The organism is Pseudomonas sp. D47 (assembly GCF_045447305.1).
Lineage (GTDB): Bacteria > Pseudomonadota > Gammaproteobacteria > Pseudomonadales > Pseudomonadaceae > Aquipseudomonas.
In genome coordinates this window covers 1-22423 of record NZ_JBJGXU010000078.1, presented here as the reverse complement: position 1 = coordinate 22423, position 22423 = coordinate 1, and the positions used below count along the sequence as shown (strand labels likewise).

Here is a 22423-nt window from a genome sequence, read left to right as displayed (position 1 = left end):
CCACCGCTATCGCAGGCAAGCCAGCTCCCACATTATTTGCTTAGTGCAAACCTCTCAGCACTCGTTCAAGCCTTCGCGAAACCGCAGCGCCATCTTCTTCAGCTCCTGACGCCAGCCCTCCAGCTCTTCGCGGCTCAATGGCTTGGGCTCATCTTCTTCCAGGGCAACGGCCACGATCAGCGGCTGTGTCACATCCCCCTTGGGCACATGAGGAACGCGTGGCGGCTGGAACATGTCGGCATGCGCCTTGAGCAGGCGGGCAATCCAACTGTCAGGGCTCTGGGCCATTTCCACCAGCTCGGCCAGCTCAGGAATCGCCATGCTTTCCAGCACGTCGCGGTTCACGATCATCTCTGCACGGGGCGCACCGGCCTGGGGCAAGCGGTAGAACCCGGCGATTTCATGGCACAGGCCCAGCAGGGCACCGTACAGGTGGAACAACGCCGCCTCACGCCCGGCCTGGACCAACGCGATGGCATTCATCTCCTTCCCTTCCTCGGCACGGCCAAGGGCCTCCAGGGACAAACCCGCGAAGTAAATTTTCTGATTGGTACGGGTATAGAGTTCGTTGGCCATAACGGCAGTCTCCACAACGAAATAAGCATGATGCTGGCTGAACAGTGTCACGGATCAGCCAAGTTTCCTGCAAGCGCAAAAAAAGGCCGCCTTTGCGGGCGACCTTTATGTTTTGCAGGCTCGTCGATCAAGCGCCCTGGCGCTTGTCCTCGACCTTCCACTTGCCACCGTCGTAGAACGCTTTCCAGCCGGTAGGCTTGCCGTCCACTTCGGTCTGCACGTACTGCTCCTTGGTTTTGCGGCTGTAGCGGATCACGGACGGGCGACCGTCGGGATCCTTCTTCGGCGCTTCACACAAGAAGTGGTACTTCGGATCGATCTCGTCTTTGTGCGGCACGATTTCCATGACCAATGGCGCACGGGTCTCGCGGTTTTTCGGGAACTGGCTGGCAGCCAGGAACAAGCCCGAAGCGCCGTCACGCAGGATGTAGGTGTCGTTGACCTTCTCGCACTTGAGTTCGGGCATCTTCACCGGGTCCATCTTCGGCGGCGCCGCGTCACCGCTTTTCAGCAGTTTGCGGGTGTTCTTGCACGTCGGGTTGGTGCAACCGAAGAACTTGCCGAAACGGCCGGTCTTGAGCTGCATCTCGCTGCCGCACTTGTCGCATTCCAGGCTCGGGCCTTCGTAGCCCTTGATGCGGTAGCTGCCCTCTTCGATCTCGTAGCCGTCGCAATCCGGGTTGTTACCGCAGATGTGCAACTTGTGCTTCTCGTCGAGCAGGTAAGCGTCCATCGCCGTGCTGCAGATCGGGCAACGGTGCTTGCCACGCAATACCAGCGACTCGGATTCACCCTCGTCGTCAGCAGCGATTTCATCACCCGGCACCAGGTTAACGGTGGCCTTGCAGCGCTCTTTCGGCGGCAGGCTGTAGCCCGAGCAACCGAGGAACACGCCGGTGGACGCAGTACGAATCTGCATCGGACGGCCACAGGTCAGGCACGGTATGTCAGTCATCACCGGCTGGTTGGCACGCATGCCGCTCTCAGGGCTTTCGGCTACTTCCAGCTTCTTCTTGAAGTCGCCGTAGAACTCATCCAGTACGTTTTTCCAGTCGCGTTCGCCCTGGGCCACGTCATCGAGGTTCTCTTCCATGCCGGCGGTGAAGCCGTAGTCCATCAGGTTGGAGAAGCTCTCGGACAGGCGCTCGGTAACGATGTCGCCCATTTTTTCCGAGTAGAAACGACGGTTGTGCAGCGCAACGTAGCCACGGTCCTGGATGGTCGAGATGATCGCAGCGTACGTCGAAGGACGACCGATACCGCGTTTTTCCATCTCTTTTACCAGGCTGGCTTCCGAATAACGCGCCGGCGGCTTGGTGAAGTGCTGGGACGGGTCGAGCTTGATCAGCTTCAACGTGTCGCCCTGGGCCATGTCCGGCAGTACATCGTCGTCGCCTGGCTTGGCGATTTGCGGCATCACGCGGGTGTAGCCGTCGAACTTGAGGATACGGCCCTTGGCACGCAGCTCGAAGTCGCCTGCGCCCACACTGACGGTGGTCGACAGGTATTGCGCCGGCAGCATCTGGCAGGCCAGGAACTGGCGCCAGATCAGCTCGTAGAGGCGCTCAGCGTCGCGCTCCATGCCCGTCAGCTTGCTTGGCTCAGTGTTGGCGTCGGAAGGACGAATCGCTTCGTGAGCCTCCTGTGCGCCTTCTTTGCTGCTGTAGACGTTTGGCTTCTCCGGCAGGTACTTCTTGCCGAACTCGGTTTCAATATAGGTACGCGCCATCGCCACCGCGTCTTGCGACAGGTTGGTGGAGTCAGTACGCATATAAGTGATGTAGCCGGCTTCGTACAAACGCTGGGCCATCATCATGGTTTTCTTCACACCGAAGCCCAGGCGGTTACTCGCAGCCTGTTGCAGGGTGGAGGTGATGAACGGCGCCGACGGCTTGCTGCTGGTCGGTTTGTCTTCACGCTTGACGATGCTGTAGCTGGAAGCCTTGAGCTTTTCCAGCGCGGCCATGGCCTGGGCTTCGTTCAGCGGCTTGAAAGCCTCGCCTTTCTCACGGGCCACGTCAAAGCGCACGTTGGCGCCCTTGGCAGTGCCGAGGTCAGCGTGGACTTCCCAATACTCTTCGGGGTTGAACGCACGAATCTCGCGCTCACGCTCCACCACCAGCTTTACCGCAACCGATTGCACACGGCCGGCGGACAGGCCACGGGCGATTTTCGCCCACAGCAGCGGCGAAACCATGTAGCCCACGACGCGGTCGAGGAAACGCCGTGCCTGCTGGGCGTTGACGCGGTCGATGTCCAGTTCGCCGGGCTTGGAGAAGGCTTCCTGGATGGCTTTCTTGGTGATTTCGTTGAACACCACACGCTTGTAGCGGCTGTCATCACCGCCGATAGCTTCCCGCAGGTGCCAGGCAATGGCTTCCCCTTCGCGGTCCAAGTCCGTCGCGAGATAGATGGTGTCAGCATCCTTGGCGAGCCGGCGCAGCTCTTCAATGACCTTTTCCTTGCCAGGAAGGATCTCGTACTTGGCCTTCCAGCCATGTTCCGGGTCCACACCCATGCGCGAGACCAGCTGCTTACGCGCTTTCTCTTTAGGGGTGAGCACCGGACCTTCGCCCGCGGCGGCCTTGCCGCGCTTGGCGGCAGGCTCCTTGCTGGCGCTAGCCGAACCGCTGGTGGGCAGGTCTCGGATATGGCCGATACTCGACTTCACCACGTACTCGTTACCCAAGTACTTGTTGATGGTCTTGGCCTTAGCCGGGGATTCCACAATGACCAGCGATTTGCCCATGGATCGGAAAATTCCTGAATTCGAGAAGTGAAAGGCAGTTGGCGCCTGTCGCGGCAACGCTATATATAGTGGCAACAAGGTGAGGTCAAGCGCAGCATTCTGCGCGGCCTGCCGTTATTGCCCTGAAAAAAGACTGGGTTCGGCCTGGACCAAAGCAAAGCGCGGGACCTGCTCGCCGTCAACTTCGACGGTCTCCAGGAACATGCTCAACGGGCGTACCCAAAAGCCGTAATCGCCATACAGTGCTTGGTAAAACACCACTTCTTCTTCGGTCTCGGAGTGCCGTGCCACGTTAAAAACGCGGTACTGCGGCCCCTTATAATGTTGGTAGAGCCCTGGTTCTACTTTCATGCTCTGGCCCTCTTACAAAATTTATTAAAAAAAATATTAAAAATTCCAAAAAACAAAAACCGGGGCACTGGGCCCCGGCTTCCGTCAACCTAACGCTTAGACGCGTTCGAAGACGGTGGAAATGCCTTGGCCGAGACCAATGCACATGGTTGCAACCCCAAGGTTGCCGCCATTTTGCTTCATCACGTTAAGCAAAGTGCCGGAAATACGCGCACCGGAGCAACCGAATGGGTGGCCCAGGGCAATCGCACCGCCGTGCAGGTTAACCTTCTCGTTCATCTTGTCGAGTACTTTCAAATCTTTCAGCACTGGCAAGGCCTGTGCGGCGAAAGCTTCGTTGAGCTCGAAGAAGTCGATATCGGAGATGGTCAGGCCCGCGCGCTTCAAGGCTTTTTGTGTGGCCGGTACTGGACCATAGCCCATGATCGCCGGGTCCACACCCACCACTGCCATCGAACGGATCACCGCCAGCGGCTGGATACCCAGGTCCTGGGCACGCTGCGCCGACATCACGATCATGCACGAAGCACCGTCAGTGATTTGCGACGAAGTACCGGCAGTCACGGTACCGCCCTTTGGATTGAAGGCAGGTTTGAGGGCCGCCAGGCTTTCCAGGGTGGTGTCCGGACGAATGGTTTCGTCGTAGTCGAACAGTTTCAGGAAACCGTTCTCGTCGTAGCCGTTCATCGGGATGATTTCATCCTTGAACTTGCCTTCCACAGTCGCCTTGTGGGCGAGCTGGTGGGAACGCACACCGAATGCGTCCTGGGCTTCACGGGTAATGCCGTGCATTTTGCCGAGCATTTCTGCGGTGAGGCCCATCATGCCCGAGGCTTTTGCCGCGTACAGCGACATGTGCGGGTTAGGGTCAACGCCGTGCATCATGCTGACGTGGCCCATGTGCTCCACGCCGCCGACCACGAACACATCGCCGTTACCGGTCATTATCGCTTGCGCTGCGGTGTGCAGCGCGCTCATCGACGAGCCGCACAGGCGACTGACAGTCTGGCCAGCGGCTGTGTGCGGGATCTGGGTCATCAACGACGCCATGCGCGCGATGTTCCAGCCCTGTTCCAGGGTCTGGTTGACGCAGCCCCAGATCACGTCTTCGACTTCGTTCGGGTCGACCTTGACGTTGCGTTCCAGCAATTTGCTGATCAGGTGCGCCGACATGTCTTCGGCACGGGTGTTGCGGTGCATGCCGCCCTTGGAGCGGCCCATCGGTGTGCGACCGAAGTCGACAATCACCACGTCTCTTGGATTCAAGCTCATAAATATTCTCGCTCTATTCGTCTGGGCGCTTAACCGAAGAAGCTCTGGCCATTCTTGGCCATTTCACGCAGCTTCGCGGTCGGGTGGTACAGCGGGCCCAAATCAGCGTATTTGTCAGCCAGGGCAACGAACTCGGCCACACCGATCGAGTCGATGTAACGCAGCGCACCACCACGGAATGGAGGGAAACCAATACCGTACACCAGGCCCATATCGGCTTCGGCGGCGGTTTCAACGATGCCGTCTTCCAGGCAACGCACGGTTTCCAGGCACAGGGCGATCATCATCCAGTTGATGATGTCCTCATCGGACACCTCACGCTGTTCGTAGATGACCGGCGCGAGTACTTCGTGAACCGACGGGTCGGCCACTTTCTTCTGCTTGCCCTTCTTGTCAGCCTCGTAGGCGTAGAAGCCCTTGCCGTTCTTCTGGCCCAGGCGCTTGGCCTCGTAGAGCGCGTCGATCGCCGAGCGGCGGTCGTCTTTCATGCGATCCGGGAAGCCTTCAGCCATGACGTCACGACCGTGGTGGCCGGTGTCGATGCCGACCACGTCCATCAGGTACGCCGGGCCCATTGGCCAGCCGAATTTTTCCATGACTTTGTCGATACGCACGAAGTCCACACCGGCGCTGACCAACTTGGCGAAACCGCCGAAGTAGGGGAACAGCACGCGGTTGACCAAAAAGCCCGGGCAGTCGTTGACCACAATCGGGTTCTTGCCCATTTTCTTGGCGTAGGCAACGGTGGTGGCAACTGCCAGCTCGCTGGACTTCTCGCCACGGATCACTTCCACCAGCGGCATCATGTGCACCGGGTTGAAGAAGTGCATGCCGACGAAGTTTTCCGGACGCTTGAGGGCTTTGGCCAGCAAGCTGATGGAAATGGTCGAGGTGTTCGAGGCCAGGATAGTGTCTTCCTTAACCTGGGCTTCCACTTCAGCCAGTACGGCTTGCTTGACCTTCGGGTTCTCGACAACCGCTTCGACCACCAGGTCGACGTGGCCGAAATCGCCGTAGGACAGCGTAGGACGAATGCCGTTAAGCACTTCAGCCATTTTCGCAGCGGTCATGCGGCCTTTATCAACGCGGCCCACCAGCAGCTTGGCGGCTTCTGCCAGGCCTTGCTCGATGCCGTGCTCGTTGATGTCTTTCATCAGGATCGGCGTGCCTTTGGACGCCGACTGATAGGCGATACCGCCGCCCATGATACCGGCGCCGAGTACGGCAGCCTGTTTCACGTCTTTGGCGATTTCGTCGTAGGCCTTGGCCTTTTTCTTCAGTTCCTGATCGTTCAGGAACAGGCCGATCAGGCTCTGGGCAGCCGAGGTTTTCGCCAGTTTGACGAAGCCTGCAGCTTCCACTTCCAGGGCTTTGTCGCGACCGAAGTTCGCGGCTTTCTGGATGGTCTTGATCGCTTCAACCGGCGCCGGGTAGTTCGGGCCGGCTTGGCCCGCCACGAAACCTTTGGCGGTTTCGAACGACATCATTTGTTCGATGGCGTTGAGCTTGAGCTTTTCCAGCTTCGGCTGACGCTTGGCCTTGTAGTCAAATTCGCCGCTGATGGCGCCCTTGATCAGGTTCAGTGCCGCTTCGGCCAGTTTGTCCGGGGCAACCACAGCATCGACGGCGCCGACTTTCAGCGCGTCTTCTGCACGGTTTTCCTTACCCGCGGCAATCCACTCGATGGCGTTGTCGGCACCGATGATGCGCGGCAGGCGTACGGTGCCGCCGAAACCTGGGTAGATGCCCAGTTTGACTTCAGGCAAGCCGATTTTGGCGGTCGCCGACATGACGCGAAAGTCTGCCGCCAGGCACATTTCCAGGCCGCCGCCCAACGCGATGCCATTGATTGCGGCAACGGTCGGCACGTTGAGGTCTTCGAAATCGCTGAAGATCTTGTTGGCTTCGAGGTTGCCAGCCACCAGCTCGGCATCGGGCAGCTTGAAGTTGTCGACGAATTCGGTGATGTCAGCGCCGACGATAAACACGTCCTTGCCGCTGGAGACGATCACGCCCTTGACCGAAGCATCTGCTTTGATGGTGTCTACGGCCTGACGCAGTTCGTTCAGGGTTAGACGGTTGAACTTGTTGACGGACTCACCCTTGAGGTCGAATTTCAATTCGACGATGCCACTTTCAAGAGCCTTAACCGTGATGGCTTTACCTTCGTAAATCATCAACTGATCTCCACGATATGGAAGCTGAACAGTACTCACTGGACGCTGGCCTATGGTTGAACATTGATAGTTGCGTCAATGCTCACACCCATTCGCCAGGCACACCCGCCAATGCGCTAGTCGGGGTTCTGTATGAGCGGTCTGACAGACAAACGCTCAATTCATACGCCCGTTTGATTTGGGTACGCCACCTTCATCCAATTCTGGGCAATTGTCAATCGCTCGAAAGGCTAGGGAAAACGCGACTTTCCAGTCAGTTCAGAACCCCCACCCTAAGCCCGCGCCTCGTCAATATTCAAATATTCACGAAATCAATAGTCTGAAATTTGTGGGAAAAGGCTGTACACAACGGGATATGCCGCTAGGCTAGCGACAAGCTTAATGCGCCTGGATGAACATCCGACGCGTGAATCACAGATTTCCGGCCTGCCTGGCCAACTCCAGCCCGATGATGATGTCGGGCTTTTTATTGCCTGGCTTTTATCTGACAGACATCAAGCCAGGGCCTTGAGCAACGTATCAATGTCCTTCAACACACTCGCCTCGCCCTTCTCGCCCCAGCACAAGGCGATCATCTGCTTGTCGGCCTCGACCTTGTAGACGTTGTCCGGCAGCGTCGCAAAATGCGCCAACAACTTTTCATCGACGCACACCTCACGCCACTGATTGACCCACACACCCGGCTCCAATTGCCAATAGCTCCAGATGGCCGGCGTACGCCCGCGCCGTGGGCGGCAGTACTGCGCGCACGGGCTCGGCGGCTCCTGCTTGAGCCAGTGCGGCCACTCCTGGGGTGCCAACTGCATGGCCAGGCCGATGCGGCGCGCCTCCATCCGCAGGGCCATGCGCCCACTCTGATGGCGTGAGGGGCGCAGCCATGCCAGAGGGCTCAGAACCACTAGAAGGATTGACACCACTATCCAGACCGTCATATCTGTACTCCCGAATTTCTAAATGAGCGGATTTGATTTGACGCAACCCCATCCGCTTGAAAGCAGCCATACTGAACTTATTGCAGTCCCCTGGAGGAACGCCCCATGTCATACGAACATATTCTGGTCGCCGTAGACCTGACCGAAGAGTGCGATCCAGTCATCAAGCGCGCCCGCGCCTTCGCGGTCGCCAGCGACGCCAAACTGTCGCTGGTGCACATCGTCGAGCCGATGGCCATGGCCTTTGGAGGCGACGTGCCCATGGATCTGTCCCAGTTGCAGCAACAACAGTTTGACCAGGCCAAAGAACGCCTGGAGCGGTTGATCCTCAAATACCCGGAAGTGACCAAGGAGAACTCGCACCTCACCTACGGCCAGCCGCGCCAGGAAATCCACCACCTGGCCAAGGAACAGGGCTGCGACCTGATCGTGGTCGGCAGCCATGGCCGCCATGGCTTGGCATTGCTGCTGGGCTCGACCGCCAATGATGTGTTGCACGGCGCGCCGTGTGATGTGCTGGCGGTGAAGCTGGTAAAAAGCGCTTAAGAGCGACACAGCTCCCACATTTGAACTGTATTTCATACAAAAAAACCGGCGCTCATATAAATGAGCACCGGTTTTTTTAATGCGCTTGAATCACTCAGGCATCCAGCTCAGCCCAACGCTCAACCAACACTTCCAGCTCCTGGTTCAACGTCTCCAGGGAAGCAATGACCTTGGCAGTTTCGGCCGCCGGGCGCAGGTAGAAACCTGCGTCAGCCATGTCCGCTTCTACTGCGGCAATCTGCTGTTCCTTGGCGTCGATATCACCCGGCAAGGCTTCCAGCTCGCGTTGCAGCTTGTAGCTGAGCTTCTTCTTGGCCGCCGGCGCAGCTTCCTGGGCCGGTTCAGCAGCGGCAACCGCCACCACTGCCGAGGTCAAGTCGGCTTTGCCGGACTTGCTCTCGGTCACGCCCAGCAGGCGCGGCGAGCCGCCCTGACGCAGCCAGTCCTGATAACCACCGACGTATTCACGCACTTTGCCTTCACCTTCGAAGACCAGGGTGCTGGTGACCACGTTGTCGAGGAATGCCCGGTCGTGGCTGACCATCAGCACAGTGCCGTTGAAGGTCAGCAAGACCTCTTCCAGCAGCTCGAGGGTTTCCACGTCAAGGTCGTTAGTCGGTTCGTCGAGTACCAGCAGGTTGGCCGGTTTGCTGAACAGCTTGGCCAGCAGCAGGCGCGCACGCTCACCACCGGACAAGGCTTTCACCGGCGTACGTGCACGCTGTGGGCTGAACAGGAAGTCGCCCAGGTAGCTCAGCACGTGGCGGCTCTGGCCGTCGATGTCGATAAAGTCGCGGCCTTCGGCGACGTTGTCGATCACGGTTTTTTCCAGGTCCAACTGGTGGCGCAACTGGTCGAAGTAGGCCACGTCGATCTTGGTGCCCTCCTCTACCGTGCCGCTGGTCGGTTGCAGGCCATTGAGCATCAGTTTGAGCAAGGTGGTCTTGCCGGTACCGTTGGCGCCCAGCAGGCCGATACGGTCGCCGCGCTGCAGGACCATGGAGAAGTCCTTGATCAGGAACGGGCCATCCGGGTGATGGAAGCTGACGTTCTCCAGCACCATAACCTGCTTGCCCGACTTGTCGGCGGTGTCGAGCTGAATATTGGCCTTGCCAGTGCGTTCGCGACGCTCGCTACGCTCATTGCGCAGAGCCTTGAGGGCACGTACGCGACCTTCGTTACGGGTGCGACGGGCCTTGATGCCCTGGCGGATCCAGACTTCTTCCTGAGCCAGCTTTTTGTCGAACAACGCGTTGGCGGTTTCTTCAGCGGACAGTGCGGCTTCCTTGTGCACCAGGAAACTGGCGTAGTCGCCGTTCCAGTCGATCAGGCCGCCACGGTCCAGTTCAAGGATGCGCGTTGCCAGGCTCTGCAGGAAGGCACGGTCGTGCGTGATAAACAGCACGGCGCCCTGGAAGTCCTTGATGGCTTCTTCCAGCCAGGCGATTGCGCCGATGTCCAGGTGGTTGGTTGGTTCGTCGAGCAGCAGCAGGTCCGGCTCGGACACCAGGGCCTGGGCCAGCAGCACGCGACGACGCCAGCCACCGGACAACTCGGCGAGGGTCTTGTCGGCCGGCAGTTGCAGGCGGCTAAGGGTGCTGTCGACCAGTTGCTGCAAGCGCCAGCCATCACGGGCTTCGAGGTCTTGCTGGACGTGCATCAGCTTGTCCAGGTCTTCTTCGGTGACGCAGTTCTGCGCCAGGTGATGGTATTGCGCGAGCAACTCACCGACGCCGTCGAGGCCTTCGGCAACCACGTCGAACACTGTCCGTCCGTCGGCCACCGGCAATTCTTGCGGCAATTCGCCGATCTTCAGGCCCGGGGCGCGCCAAACAGAGCCGTCATCGGGCTTCTGGTCGCCCTTAACCAGCTTCATCATGCTGGACTTGCCGGTGCCGTTGCGGCCGATGATGCACACCCGCTCACCACGGGCGATCTGCCAGGACACCTTGTCCAACAACGGCATAGCGCCGAAAGCAAGGGACACATCGCTGAATTTGAGCAGGGTCATACGCTTCTCCAAAAACTGGGCGCGCATTCTACCTGACTTGAGGGTTGGATGCGGCCGGCATTTTCGCTATCGACACGTTCTGTAGGACATTTACGCTGAACTTCAGCCAGCCGGCCGGCAAAGCTTTCGCCGGCCGCTGGCAAAAGGCTAAGCTAGGGGTAATCAGTGTCGGCAGTGCCGGTGCTAGTCGTGATTTCTCTGCACGGACGTCTCATGCGCAGTCGCCTTTTCAACTTTTTATCTTGTCTGCTTCTTTCCGCCACCGCCGTTCAATCCGCCCAGGCCGTGGACCTCACCACCCAACGTCAATATTACGATGAAGCCAAACGCGCCCTCGCCAAAGGCGACAGCGGCCCGTACATGCAATACAGCCAGGCGTTGGCCGACTACCCGCTCACGCCGTACCTGGCCTACGACGAGCTGACCGCGCGCCTGAAAACCGCAAGCAACGAGGAAATCGAACAGTTCCTCGCCAAAAACGGCGACCTGCCCCAGGCTAACTGGATGAAACTGCGCTGGTTGCGCTGGCTGGCCGACCGTGGCGACTGGCAGACCTTTGAAAAGTACTACGACGCCAAACTCAATTTCGTTGAACTGGACTGCCTGCATGGCCAGTACCAGCTCACCCATAACTTGAAAGCCGAAGGCTACAAGACCACCGAAAAACTCTGGCTGACCGGCAAATCCCAACCCGCCGCCTGTGACGCCACCTTCGGCCAGTGGGCCGCCGCTGGCCAACTCACCGAACAGAAAATCTGGGACCGCGCCAAGCTCGCCGCCGAAGCGCGCAACTACGCGCTGGCCAACAGCCTGGTGAAAACCCTGCCAACCCTCGGCGCCCAGGGCCGCCTGATGGTCGACGTAGCGCAAAAGCCCGACATGCTCAGCGATCCATCGCGCTTCCTGCCCGCCAGCGAGGCCATGTCTGACGCCGTAGGCCTGGGCCTGCGCCGCTTGGCACGCCAGGACCCGGAGAAGGCCATGGCCCTGCTCGACGGGTATGCCAGCAGCATGCACTTCTCCCGTGACGAAAAAGTGGCAATCGCCCGCGAGATCGGCCTGACCCTGGCTAAACGCTTCGACCCGCGCGCCCTTGAGGTGATGACCAAGTACGACCCGGAGTTGCGTGACAACACCGTCTCCGAATGGCGCCTGCGCCTGCTGTTGCGCCTGGCCCGTTGGGAAGACGCCTACCAGTTGACCCGCAAACTCCCACAAGACCTGGCCACCACCAACCGCTGGCGCTACTGGCAGGCTCGCAGCCTGGAACTGGCCGAGCCAAAAAACCCGCAAGCCCTGGTGCTGTACAAAAACCTGTCGCGGGAGCGGGATTTCTATGGCTTCCTCGCCGCCGACCGCTCCAAGGCGCCGTACCAGTTGAACAACAAGCCACTGGTGATGAGCCAGGCGCTGATCAACAAGGTGCGTAACACGCCCGGCGTGCGCCGTGCCCTGGAGTTCTATGCGCGCGGCCAGATCGTCGATGGCCGCCGCGAGTGGTATCACGTCAGCCGTCACTTCAACCGCGATGAAATGGTCGCCCAGGCCAAGCTGGCCTATGACATGAAGTGGTACTTCCCGGCGATCCGCACCATCAGCCAGGCACAGTACTGGGACGATTTGGATATCCGCTTCCCGATGGCCCACCGGGACACCTTGGTGCGCGAAGCCAAGGTGCGTGGCCTGCATTCGAGCTGGGTGTTTGCTATCACCCGCCAGGAAAGCGCCTTCATGGACGACGCCCGCTCCGGCGTCGGCGCCAGCGGCCTGATGCAACTGATGCCCGGCACCGCCAAGGAAACCGCGCGCAAGTTCAGCATCCCGCTGGCCTCCCCGGCCCAGGTGCTCGACCCGGACAAAAACATCCAGCTCGGCGCGGCCTACCTGAGCCAAGTGCACAGCCAGTTCAACGGCAACCGCGTACTCGCCTCCGCCGCCTACAACGCCGGCCCCGGCCGTGTTCGCCAATGGCTGCGTGGTGCCGACCACCTGAGCTTCGACGTGTGGGTGGAAAGCATCCCATTCGACGAAACCCGCCAGTACGTGCAGAACGTGCTGTCTTATTCGGTGATCTACGGGCAAAAGCTCAACTCACCGCAGCCGCTGGTGGATTGGCATGAGCGGTATTTTGATGATCAGTAACACCTAGGCCGGAAGTCGCCATACTGTTGGCGACTCAACCCCCGTGGCGAGCGGGGGGTCTTGTGGCGAGCGGGCTTGCCACAGCAAACCCGCTAGCTATCAGCCCTCGCTATTGGCGACCTCAAGCCCATCACTGAACTGCAACGCCGCCAACCGCGCATACAGCGGATTGCTCGCTATCAACTGCTGGTGCGTGCCTACCGCCACTAGCTTGCCCTGGTCCATCACCGCGATCCGATCGGCGTTCTTCACCGTCGCCAACCGATGCGCAATCACCAACGTGGTGCGGCCCTGCATCAGTTGCGGCAACGCCTGCTGAATCAAGTGTTCACTCTGGGCATCCAGCGCGCTGGTGGCTTCATCCAACAGCAGGATCGGTGCGTCCACCAGCAACGCGCGGGCGATGGCCAGGCGTTGGCGCTGACCGCCGGAGAGGCCCATGCCGCCGTCGCCGAGATGGGTCTGGTAGCCGTCGGGCATTTGCAGGATGAAGTCGTGGGCGTGGGCGATGCGCGCGGCAGCCTCGACCTGGGCGGTGGTGGCGGACGGGTTGCCGTAGCGAATGTTTTCTTCGACGCTGCCGAAAAACAGCGCCGGGCTCTGGGACACCAACGCGAAGTGGCGGCGCAGGTCCATCGGGTCGAGTTCGGTCAGTGCGTGGCCTTCCAGCAGGATGCAGCCTTGCTGGGGGTCGTAGAAACGCAGCAGCAGGTCGAAAATCGTCGATTTACCGGCACCGGACGGGCCGACCAAGGCCAGGGTTTCGCCGGGATTGATGGTCAGGCTCACACCATCGATGGCGTAGCTGTCGGGCCGCGAAGGGTAGGAAAAGCGCAGGTCTTGCAGTTCCATGCGGCCGCTGACGCGCTGCGGCAATTGCACAGTACCGGCGGCAGGCGCCTGAATTTCGTTACTCGACTGCAACAACTCGCCAATCCGCTCGGCGGCACCGGCGGCGCGCTGCAGCTCGCCGAGCACTTCGCTCAGGGTACCAACAGCGCTGCCGACGATCAGGCTGTAGAACACGAACGCCGCCAGCTCACCACCGGAAATACGCCCGCTGATCACGTCCATACCACCGACCCAGAGCATCACGCCCACAGCGCCCAGCACCAGCATGATCACCAAAGTAATCAGCCAGGCGCGCTGTGCGATGCGCTTGCGCGCCGTGGCAAATGCCTCCTCCACGGTCACGGCGAAGCGCTGTTCGTCCTGCACTTGGTGGTTGTAGGCCTGCACGGTCTTGATCTGGCCGAGGGTCTCGGACACATAGCTGCCCACGTCGGCGATGCGGTCCTGGCTCAGGCGCGAGAGGCTGCGCACACGGCGCCCGAAGATCAGGATCGGCGCCAGCACCAGCGGCAGCGCGATCACCACGATACTGGTGAGCTTGGGGTTGGTGACAAACAGCAACACGATGCCGCCGATGACCATCAAGGCGTTGCGCAGAAACAATGACAGCGACGAGCCGATCACTGATTGCAGCAAGGTGGTGTCGGTGGTCAGCCGTGACTGGATTTCCGAACTGCGGTTGTTTTCGTAAAAGCCTGGGTGCAGGTAGATCAGGTGGTTGAACACCTGCCGGCGAATGTCCGCCACCACCCGTTCGCCGATCCACGACACCAGGTAAAACCGCGCAAACGTGCCCACGGCCAGGCCCAACACCAGAATCATGAACAAGCCGATGGACTGGTTGAGCAGGTGCGGCGATTGCGTCATAAAGCCCTGATCCACCAACAGGCGAATGCCCTGGCCCATGGACAAGGTGATGCCCGCCGTGACGATCAGCGCCAACAGGGCACCCAGCGCGTGCCAGCGGTAGGGCGCAATGAAGCGGCTGGCCAGGCGGATCGCGCGGCGTTGACGGACTGAAAGCATGGAGGGCAGCACCTGTGCAGGAAAAGTATCTACAGCACAACATTGGGGGAACTTGGCTGAATAACAATGAGTCAGGTTAATTATGCCCGCCGATGCTGACCGCTAGAGGCTATCGGTCTAACCCCTGGCTGGAAATTTGTATCGGTTTCTGGTGGACTGGATGTTCTAACCGATGACCTTGTAAGGAGTTGTAATAGCTCGGTCACGCGGGGGAATTAAAGTAGGTACACAACCTGATGAGGAGACAGGCCATGACCTTGCAAAATAGCAGCGATGCCAAGATTGAAGTGATCCGCCAACCGCAGTATCTGCCTTGCTCCGTGATCGACGCCCAAGGCCGCGAAGTGCAGATTACCGAAGAGATGATCCAGCAAGCGTGCCGCGAGCTGGAACAGCGACTGGTCAAGCCTGCCAAGCAAGGCTGATACGCCTAAGCTCTTTGTGACCCGGCCTTGATGGCCGGGTTTTTTATGCCTGTTTTAAAGGGTGATGGCGCCCAATGCCGAGACGATGTTCGACAGCGCCGCCGACTCGCCATTGATGCGCACCTTCAGGCCATCAATCTCACGGCGCTGCGGGTAGTGCTTGCGCAGCAGGTCGAACGCCTTGCGCTGCTCCTGCACGGTGCCTACGAGGCTGCGACGGAAATCCGCATCATCGCGGCGCGGGTCGTACACACTGCGGCACAAGGTCGCCAGCGCCCAGGCCGGGTCGGTCGATGCGTTCAAGTGCACCTCGGCCAGCCACGGTTGCGGCAGCAGATCACTTAAATGAATGCTCGGCTCCTGGCCCAGATGGGCACAGAACGCCTGGTAAATCTGCGCGGTGCCGCGCTGTTTGCCATCGAGACTGTAGCCGGCGATATGCGGAGTGGCCAGCACGCACAGGTCGGCCAGGTCGACATCCACTTCGGGCTCGCCTTCCCACACGTCCAACACCGCTTGCAGGTCCTCCCGCTCCAGCAACACTTCCCGCAGCGCAGCGTTGTCCACCACCGGGCCACGGCTGGCGTTGATCAGCCAGGTGCCGGGCTTGAGTCGGTTGAGCCGCTCGCGATCGAATAAGTGCCAAGTGCAGCCGTTGCCGGATTTGGTCAGCGGCGTGTGCAGGCTGATCACGTCGCACTGCTGGATGATCTGCTCCAGGCTGACGTAATCACCGTCTTCGGCAATCTGGCGCGGCGGGTCGCACACCAGCACGTTCCAGCCCAGGCCCTTGAGCACCTTGACCAACCGCCCGCCCACTTCACCGGCACCGACAACGCCGTAGGTACGCTGATTCAGGTCGGCGCCCTCGATCTCAGCCAGGGTCTGCAGGCTGCCCAGCACATAGTCCACCACGCCGCGCGCGTTACAGCCGGGCGCGCTGGACCAACTGATGCCGGCCTGTTTGAAGTAATCCAGGTCCAAATGATCGGTGCCGATGGTGCACGTGCCGACAAAGCGTACCTTTGTGCCTTCCAACAACGCGCGGTTGACGTTGGTCACCGAACGCACCAGCAGCACATCGGCCTGCTCGACCGTGGCGCGGTCGATGGAACGGCCGGGCACCCGGCGAATCTCGCCAAACCCTTCGAAGAATGCATCGAGCAGCGGGATATTTTCGTCGGCAACAATCAACATGGCAGGCTCCTTTCGCGGACCAGCAGTGTACAGGGATGCGATCTGTGTAACACCGCAGATGCCAGGTGGGCAGTGCTTATGTGGGAGCCGGGCCTGTGTGGGAGCTGGCTTGCCTGCGATGCAGACACCACGGTCTATCAGCTATACCGAGATGATGCTATCGCGGGCAAGCCCAGTTCCCACAGGGGTTCAGCGCCTGCCTGAAGATCGCTTACAAATCCCTAACACAGGTTTTTTCCTGACCCGTGCGTCAGCGCGTAGACTTCGCCGTCCTTTGCAACTCTTTTACTGGACAGCCGCACGTGAACACCGCCACCGCCGCCCTCTCCCGCCCCGCCCGCGTCAACCGTGAGGTGCGCAGCCTGCTGACCCTGGCCCTGCCGATCATGATCGGCCAGCTCGCGACCACCGCCATGGGCTTCGTCGATGCGGTGATGGCCGGGCGTGTAAGCCCTCGGGACCTGGCGGCCGTGGCCCTGGGTAACTCGATCTGGATTCCGGTGTACCTGCTGATGACCGGCACCTTGCTGGCCACCACGCCGAAAGTCGCCCAACACTTCGGCGCCGGCCGCCACACCGAGATTGGCCCGTTGGTGCGCCAATCCTTGTGGCTGGCCGTGCTGGTCGGGCTCACCGCGCTGCTGATGCTGGTCAGCGCCGAGCCGATCCTGCATGCGATGAACGTCGACCCCGAGCTGATCAAACCCTGCATGGCCTACTTGCACGGCATCGCTTCCGGCATGCCCGCCATCGCTCTGTATTACGTGTTTCGCTGCTTCAGTGATGGCCTGGGCCGAACGCGGCCGAGCATGGTCATGGGCCTGTGCGGGCTGGCGCTGAATATTCCGCTGAACTACGTATTCATCTATGGCCATTTCGGCGTGCCGGCCATGGGCGGCGTGGGCTGTGGCTGGGCCACGGCGATTGTGATGTGGGTGATGATGCTCGGCCTGGCCGCCTGGACCCGCTGGGCGCCGGCTTACCAGAGCAGCGAGTTGTTCAAGCGCTTCGACTGGCCAAAATGGTCGGTGATCAAGCGCGTGCTGAGCATCGGCCTGCCGATTGGCATCGCGGTATTTGCCGAATCCAGCATCTTTGCGGTGATCGCCCTGCTGATCGGCAGCCTGGGTGCCAACGTGGTGGCCGGCCACCAGATCGCGCTGAACTTCAGCTCGCTGGTATTCATGATCCCTTACTCGCTGAGCATGGCCGTGACCGTGCGTGTTGGCCAAGCCCTGGGCCGTGGCGAGCCGCGTGAAGCGCGCTTTGCCGCCGGGGTCGGCATGGGTACGGCACTGACCTACGCCTGCCTGTCGTGCAGCCTGATGCTACTGTTTCGCGAGCAGATTGCGACGATCTACACGCCGGACCCGTTGGTGATTCACGTGGCGTCGATGCTGATTGTGTTTGCCGCGCTGTTCCAGTTTTCCGACGCGATCCAGGTCACGGCCGCCGGCGCGTTGCGCGGCTACCAGGACACACGGGTGACCATGGTGCTGACCTTGTTTGCTTACTGGGGTGTGGGGCTGCCGGTGGGTTACGCCCTGGGGCTGACCGACTGGCTGGGCGCCGCCAGGGGCCCGAGTGGCTTGTGGCAGGGGCTGATCGTGGGCTTGAGCTGCGCCGCCGCGATGCTGGTGATCCGCCTGGCACGCAGCGCGCGCCGGCGGATTCGCCACGTTGCGGCGCTGGCTTAATCGACCTTCTTGCGAATCCAGTACAGGTACGTACCTGCCTGCTCCTGCTGATCCACCAGCTCGTGGTCCAGGAACACACAAAACTTGGGAATATCGCGACGGGTCGACGGGTCGGTCGCGATGACCTTGAGCAAACCGCCGGGCGGCAGGTCGCGGATGTGTTGGTGCAGCATCATCACCGGTTCCGGGCAGTTGAGGCCGGTGGCGTCGAGCGTACCGTCGACAGGTAAATCAACACTCATAGTTCACTCCTGAAACTGGCCCGATCACTGTGGGAGCGGGCTTGCCCGCGATGACCGGGGCACATTCAACATAGACGTCTACTGTTATACCGCTATCGCAGGCAAGCCAGCTCCCACATTAGAACTCAGCGGGCCTTAGGTTTCTTCACATCCACCAGCCGACGCAAATGGCACGTCACTTCCTCACGGTCGTGGTACAGCTGCTTGCAGCCGATCTCAACACGAATGCCACGCGCCTTGAAGCCGTCTTCAATGCGCTCCAGCAGGCGTTTCACCTCGGCGTAACGCTGCTTCATCGGCAACTTCAGGTTCACCACTGCCTCACGGCAATAGCCCTCGCCGATCCAGGTTTCCAGCAGCGCCGCGTTACGCGCCGGCTTCTCGACGATATCGCAGACCATCCAATCCACCGGCTGCTTGGGCACGAAGGTGAAGCCGTCGGCCATCAAATGCTGCACAAGTCCCGTGTCCATGAGGCTTTCGGCCATCGGGCCGTTATCGATGGCGGTCACCAGCATGCCACGGTTGACCAATTGCCAGGTCCAGCCGCCGGGGGCTGCGCCGAGGTCAACGCCAGTCATGTCGCCGTGCAGGCGCTCGTCCCACTGGTCGCGGGGGATGAAGTGGTGCCAGGCCTCTTCCAGCTTCAAGGTCGAACGGCTAGGTGCGTCACGCGGGAACTTGAGGCGCGGGATGCCCATCGGCCACATCGCCGAGTTGTTCGACTCGGCCAGGCCCATGAACACTTCGCGACCGCTCTTGAAGGTCAGCAGCAGGCGCGGCTTGCTCGGGTCGTCAATCAGCTTGCCGGCATTCAACAAGGCTTTGCGCAGGTGCACTTCGAATTTCTTGCAGAAGTTCGACAGTTCCTTGCCGTCATTGGTGTCGACCATCTCCAGCCACAGGCTGCCGCACAGCGGGAAGCCTTGCAGGTGGGCGAGGATCACGCTGATGCGGTCGGTTTCCGGCAGGTCGATAAACACCCCGCGCGCCCACTGCCTTGGGAAGATCAGCTCGGCAAAGCGCTGGCCGTGCATCAGGCGCTGGGCGCCGTCTTCTTCGGTGCAGACAAATTCGGCGCAGGCGCTGCCGGTCTTGGTCTTGGCATAGCCGGAAACGTTCAGGCGCGCGGCGTGTTCCGCGATCTCGGAACAGACTTCGCCTTCAAAACCCGGGCGGCAGTGCATAAAAAGGGTGTTCATCAACTCTCCTGGTGACTCAACCGGCATTGCGCTATCGCACTACCTGTCATGAAAACGCGCGCATGATAGCCGAGTTCGGAACCTTGGACTTAACGATAGAGTCCAGTTATTAGCCTGCTAATGAAAACAGGGCTAAGTTGAACGCTCTGTTCGTCCCGTCAGGTCCGTAGCCGTGCGGACCATAAGGAGTCATGTAATGCCATCCCTTGATAGCCTGAGAACCCTTAAAACCCTGCAAATTGACGCCAAGACCTACCATTACTTCAGCTTGCCCGAAGCGGCCAAGAGCCTGGGTGACCTGGATAAGCTGCCGATGTCCCTCAAGGTGCTGCTGGAAAACCTGCTGCGCTGGGAAGACGCCAAGACCGTCACCGGCACCGACCTCAAGGCCATCGCCGCCTGGCTCAAAGAGCGCCGGTCCGACCGCGAGATTCAATACCGCCCAGCCCGGGTACTGATGCAAGACTTTACCGGCGTACCTGCCGTGGTCGACCTGGCCGCCATGCGCGCCGCCGTGGCCAAGGCCGGTGGCGACCCGCAGCGCATCAACCCGTTGTCTCCCGTGGATTTGGTCATCGACCACTCGGTGATGGTCGACAAGTTCGGCACCAGCAGCGCCTTCGAGCAAAACGTCGACATCGAAATGCAGCGTAACGGCGAACGCTACGCCTTCCTGCGTTGGGGCCAAAGTGCCTTCGATAACTTCAGCGTGGTGCCGCCGGGCACCGGCATCTGCCACCAAGTCAACCTTGAATACCTCGGCCGCACCGTGTGGACCAAGGACGAAGACGGCCGCACCTATGCCTTCCCCGACACACTGGTGGGCACCGACTCGCACACCACCATGATCAACGGCCTGGGCGTACTCGGCTGGGGCGTGGGTGGGATCGAAGCTGAAGCGGCAATGCTTGGCCAGCCGGTGTCGATGCTGATTCCAGAAGTGATCGGCTTCAAGCTCACCGGCAAATTGAAAGAAGGCATTACCGCCACCGACCTGGTGCTGACGGTCACCCAGATGCTGCGTAAAAAAGGTGTGGTGGGTAAGTTCGTCGAGTTCTACGGCGACGGCTTGGCCGACCTGCCGCTGGCCGACCGTGCCACCATCGCCAACATGGCCCCGGAATACGGCGCCACCTGCGGCTTTTTCCCGGTGGACGACGTAACCCTGGACTACCTGCGCCTGTCCGGCCGCCCGGCAGAAACCGTCAAGCTGGTTGAGGCTTACACCAAGGCCCAGGGCCTGTGGCGCAACGCCGGTCAGGAGCCCGTGTTCACCGACACCCTGGCGCTGGACATGGGCAGCGTCGAAGCCAGCCTCGCCGGGCCGAAACGCCCGCAGGACCGGGTTTCGCTGCCGAATGTGGCCCAAGCCTTCAGCGACTTCCTCGACCTGCAATTCAAACCCACCAACAAAGAAGAAGGCCGCCTGGAAAGTGAAGGCGGTGGCGGTGTTGCCGTGGGCAATGCCGACTTGGTAGGCGAAACCGATTATGAATACGACGGCCGCACCTATCGCCTGAAAAACGGCGCGGTGGTGATTGCCGCGATCACGTCCTGTACCAACACCTCCAACCCGAGCGTGATGATGGCCGCAGGTCTGGTGGCGAAAAAAGCCGTGGAGAAAGGCCTGACCAGTAAACCCTGGGTGAAAACCTCGCTGGCGCCCGGTTCCAAAGTGGTCACCGACTACTACAAGGCGGCGGGCCTCACCCAATACCTCGATCAGCTTGGCTTCGATCTGGTGGGCTATGGCTGCACCACCTGCATCGGCAACTCCGGCCCACTGCCGGAGCCCATCGAAAAAGCCATCCAGAAAGCCGACCTCGCCGTGGCCTCGGTGCTGTCCGGCAACCGTAACTTCGAGGGCCGCGTTCACCCTCTGGTGAAAACCAACTGGCTGGCGTCGCCGCCCCTGGTGGTCGCCTATGCGTTGGCCGGCACCGTGCGTATCGACATCAGCAGCGAGCCGCTGGGCGAAGGCAAAGACGGCAAGCCGGTGTACCTGAAGGACATCTGGCCGAGCAGCCAGGAAATCGCCGACGCCGTGGCCCAAGTCAGCACCGGCATGTTCCACAAGGAATACGCTGCGGTATTCGCCGGTGACGAGCAGTGGCAAGCCATTGAAGTGCCGCAGGCCGCGACTTACGTGTGGCAGAAGGATTCCACCTACATCCAGCACCCACCGTTCTTTGACGACATTGCCGGGCCACTGCCGGTGATCAAAGACGTCAAAGGCGCCAACGTGTTGGCATTGCTCGGCGATTCGGTAACCACCGACCACATCTCCCCTGCCGGTAATATCAAGACCGACAGCCCCGCCGGCCGCTACCTGCGCGAGCAAGGCGTGGAGCCACGTGACTTCAACTCCTACGGTTCACGCCGGGGCAACCATGAAGTGATGATGCGCGGCACTTTTGCCAACATCCGTATCCGCAATGAAATGCTCGGCGGCGAAGAAGGCGGCAACACGCTGTACATCCCCACCGGCGAGAAAATGCCGATCTACGACGCGGCCATGCAATACCAGGCCTCGGGCACGCCATTGGTGGTGATCGCCGGCCAAGAGTACGGCACCGGTTCAAGCCGCGACTGGGCGGCCAAGGGCACCAACCTGCTGGGCGTCAAAGCGGTGATCGCCGAGAGTTTTGAGCGGATTCACCGCTCCAACCTAGTGGGCATGGGCGTGCTGCCATTGCAGTTCAAGCTGGACCAGAACCGCAAAGCGCTCAAGCTCACCGGCAAGGAGAAGATCGACATACTCGGGCTGACCGATGCCGACATCGAACCGCGGATGAGCCTGACACTGGTGATTACGCGCGAGGATGGCAGCAGCGAGAAGGTCGAGGTGCTGTGCCGGATTGATACCTTGAATGAAGTGGAATACTTCAAGGCGGGTGGGATTCTGCACTATGTACTGCGCCAGTTGATCGCCTCTTAAGGCGATCCTCAGATCGATGTAGATCAATATGGGAGCTGGCTTGCCTTAGATGGCGGCGGGTCAGCCTACCTCTGTGTAGCTGGCAGAC

The 22423-nt window shown here is 60.4% G+C and carries 16 protein-coding genes; 5 read left to right on the top strand and 11 right to left on the bottom strand.

The annotated features are described in order from the left end of the window. Nucleotides 1–54: 54 nt before the first annotated feature. The 6 genes from ACI77I_RS28825 to ACI77I_RS28800 all read right to left on the bottom strand — a co-directional run bounded on the left by ACI77I_RS28825 (nt 55) and on the right by ACI77I_RS28800 (nt 8057). Nucleotides 55–576, bottom strand: coding sequence for a DUF6586 family protein (locus ACI77I_RS28825; RefSeq protein ID WP_094951187.1), 522 nt, complete (start codon nt 574–576; stop codon nt 55–57). 127 nt (nt 577–703) lie between these two features. Further along, the gene (topA, locus tag ACI77I_RS28820; protein WP_094951163.1) at nt 704–3325 is read right to left on the bottom strand and encodes a type I DNA topoisomerase; all 2622 of its coding nucleotides are present in this window, start codon (nt 3323–3325) and stop codon (nt 704–706) included. 114 nt (nt 3326–3439) lie between these two features. Beyond that, nucleotides 3440–3676, bottom strand: a complete 237-nt coding sequence (locus ACI77I_RS28815) for a DUF1653 domain-containing protein (RefSeq protein WP_021490990.1) — start codon at nt 3674–3676, stop codon at nt 3440–3442. Nucleotides 3677–3772: 96 nt separating this feature from the next. Beyond that, a complete protein-coding gene (gene fadA, locus ACI77I_RS28810; RefSeq protein WP_406999549.1) occupies nt 3773–4948 on the bottom strand; it encodes an acetyl-CoA C-acyltransferase FadA in 1176 nt (391 codons plus the stop codon). Between the two features lie 29 nt (nt 4949–4977). After that, nucleotides 4978–7125 (bottom strand): fatty acid oxidation complex subunit alpha FadB, encoded by a 2148-nt coding sequence (fadB, locus tag ACI77I_RS28805; protein WP_083359563.1) that lies wholly within the window; start codon nt 7123–7125, stop codon nt 4978–4980. Between the two features lie 494 nt (nt 7126–7619). Beyond that, nucleotides 7620–8057: a hypothetical protein gene (locus ACI77I_RS28800; RefSeq protein WP_242154977.1), complete on the bottom strand. Its 438-nt coding sequence runs from the start codon at nt 8055–8057 to the stop codon at nt 7620–7622. A 105-nt stretch (nt 8058–8162) separates the two neighbouring features. On the opposite strand from ACI77I_RS28800, the gene ACI77I_RS28795 reads away from it, so the two are divergent. After that, nucleotides 8163–8603, top strand: a complete 441-nt coding sequence (locus ACI77I_RS28795; protein ID WP_094951165.1) for a universal stress protein — start codon at nt 8163–8165, stop codon at nt 8601–8603. Nucleotides 8604–8697: 94 nt separating this feature from the next. On the opposite strand, the gene ACI77I_RS28790 is transcribed toward ACI77I_RS28795, so the two are convergent. Then, nucleotides 8698–10614, bottom strand: coding sequence for an ATP-binding cassette domain-containing protein (locus ACI77I_RS28790; RefSeq protein WP_094951166.1), 1917 nt, complete (start codon nt 10612–10614; stop codon nt 8698–8700). Nucleotides 10615–10827: 213 nt separating this feature from the next. Between ACI77I_RS28790 and ACI77I_RS28785 the strand changes: the two genes are divergently transcribed. Then, entirely contained in the window at nt 10828–12756 is a 1929-nt protein-coding gene (locus ACI77I_RS28785; protein WP_094951167.1) for a transglycosylase SLT domain-containing protein, read from the top strand. A 99-nt stretch (nt 12757–12855) separates the two neighbouring features. Here ACI77I_RS28785 and ACI77I_RS28780 read toward each other — a convergent pair whose 3' ends face one another. Next, complete coding sequence (locus ACI77I_RS28780) at nt 12856–14643, bottom strand: ABC transporter transmembrane domain-containing protein (protein ID WP_406999550.1); 1788 nt, start codon at nt 14641–14643, stop codon at nt 12856–12858. Nucleotides 14644–14885: 242 nt separating this feature from the next. On the opposite strand from ACI77I_RS28780, the gene ACI77I_RS28775 reads away from it, so the two are divergent. Further along, nucleotides 14886–15059 (top strand): PA1571 family protein, encoded by a 174-nt coding sequence (locus tag ACI77I_RS28775; RefSeq protein ID WP_176462939.1) that lies wholly within the window; start codon nt 14886–14888, stop codon nt 15057–15059. Between the two features lie 54 nt (nt 15060–15113). On the opposite strand, the gene pdxB is transcribed toward ACI77I_RS28775, so the two are convergent. Continuing rightward, nucleotides 15114–16256: a 4-phosphoerythronate dehydrogenase PdxB gene (gene pdxB, locus ACI77I_RS28770; RefSeq protein WP_094951169.1), complete on the bottom strand. Its 1143-nt coding sequence runs from the start codon at nt 16254–16256 to the stop codon at nt 15114–15116. 302 nt (nt 16257–16558) lie between these two features. Here pdxB and ACI77I_RS28765 point away from each other — a divergent pair, with 302 nt between their 5' ends. Beyond that, a complete protein-coding gene (locus ACI77I_RS28765) occupies nt 16559–17953 on the top strand; it encodes an MATE family efflux transporter (RefSeq protein ID WP_242154974.1) in 1395 nt (464 codons plus the stop codon). Here ACI77I_RS28765 and tusA read toward each other — a convergent pair. Together tusA and rlmM are read right to left on the bottom strand one after the other, a co-directional pair. Next, complete coding sequence (gene tusA, locus ACI77I_RS28760; protein WP_094951171.1) at nt 17950–18195, bottom strand: sulfurtransferase TusA; 246 nt, start codon at nt 18193–18195, stop codon at nt 17950–17952. The two genes, ACI77I_RS28765 and tusA, sit on opposite strands and share 4 nt — an antisense overlap. Before the next feature lie 125 nt (nt 18196–18320). Continuing rightward, entirely contained in the window at nt 18321–19397 is a 1077-nt protein-coding gene (rlmM, locus tag ACI77I_RS28755; RefSeq protein WP_406999546.1) for a 23S rRNA (cytidine(2498)-2'-O)-methyltransferase RlmM, read from the bottom strand. Nucleotides 19398–19593: 196 nt separating this feature from the next. Between rlmM and acnA the strand changes: the two genes are divergently transcribed. Further along, nucleotides 19594–22335, top strand: coding sequence for an aconitate hydratase AcnA (acnA, locus tag ACI77I_RS28750; RefSeq protein ID WP_263274718.1), 2742 nt, complete (start codon nt 19594–19596; stop codon nt 22333–22335). Nucleotides 22336–22423 lie beyond the last annotated feature (88 nt).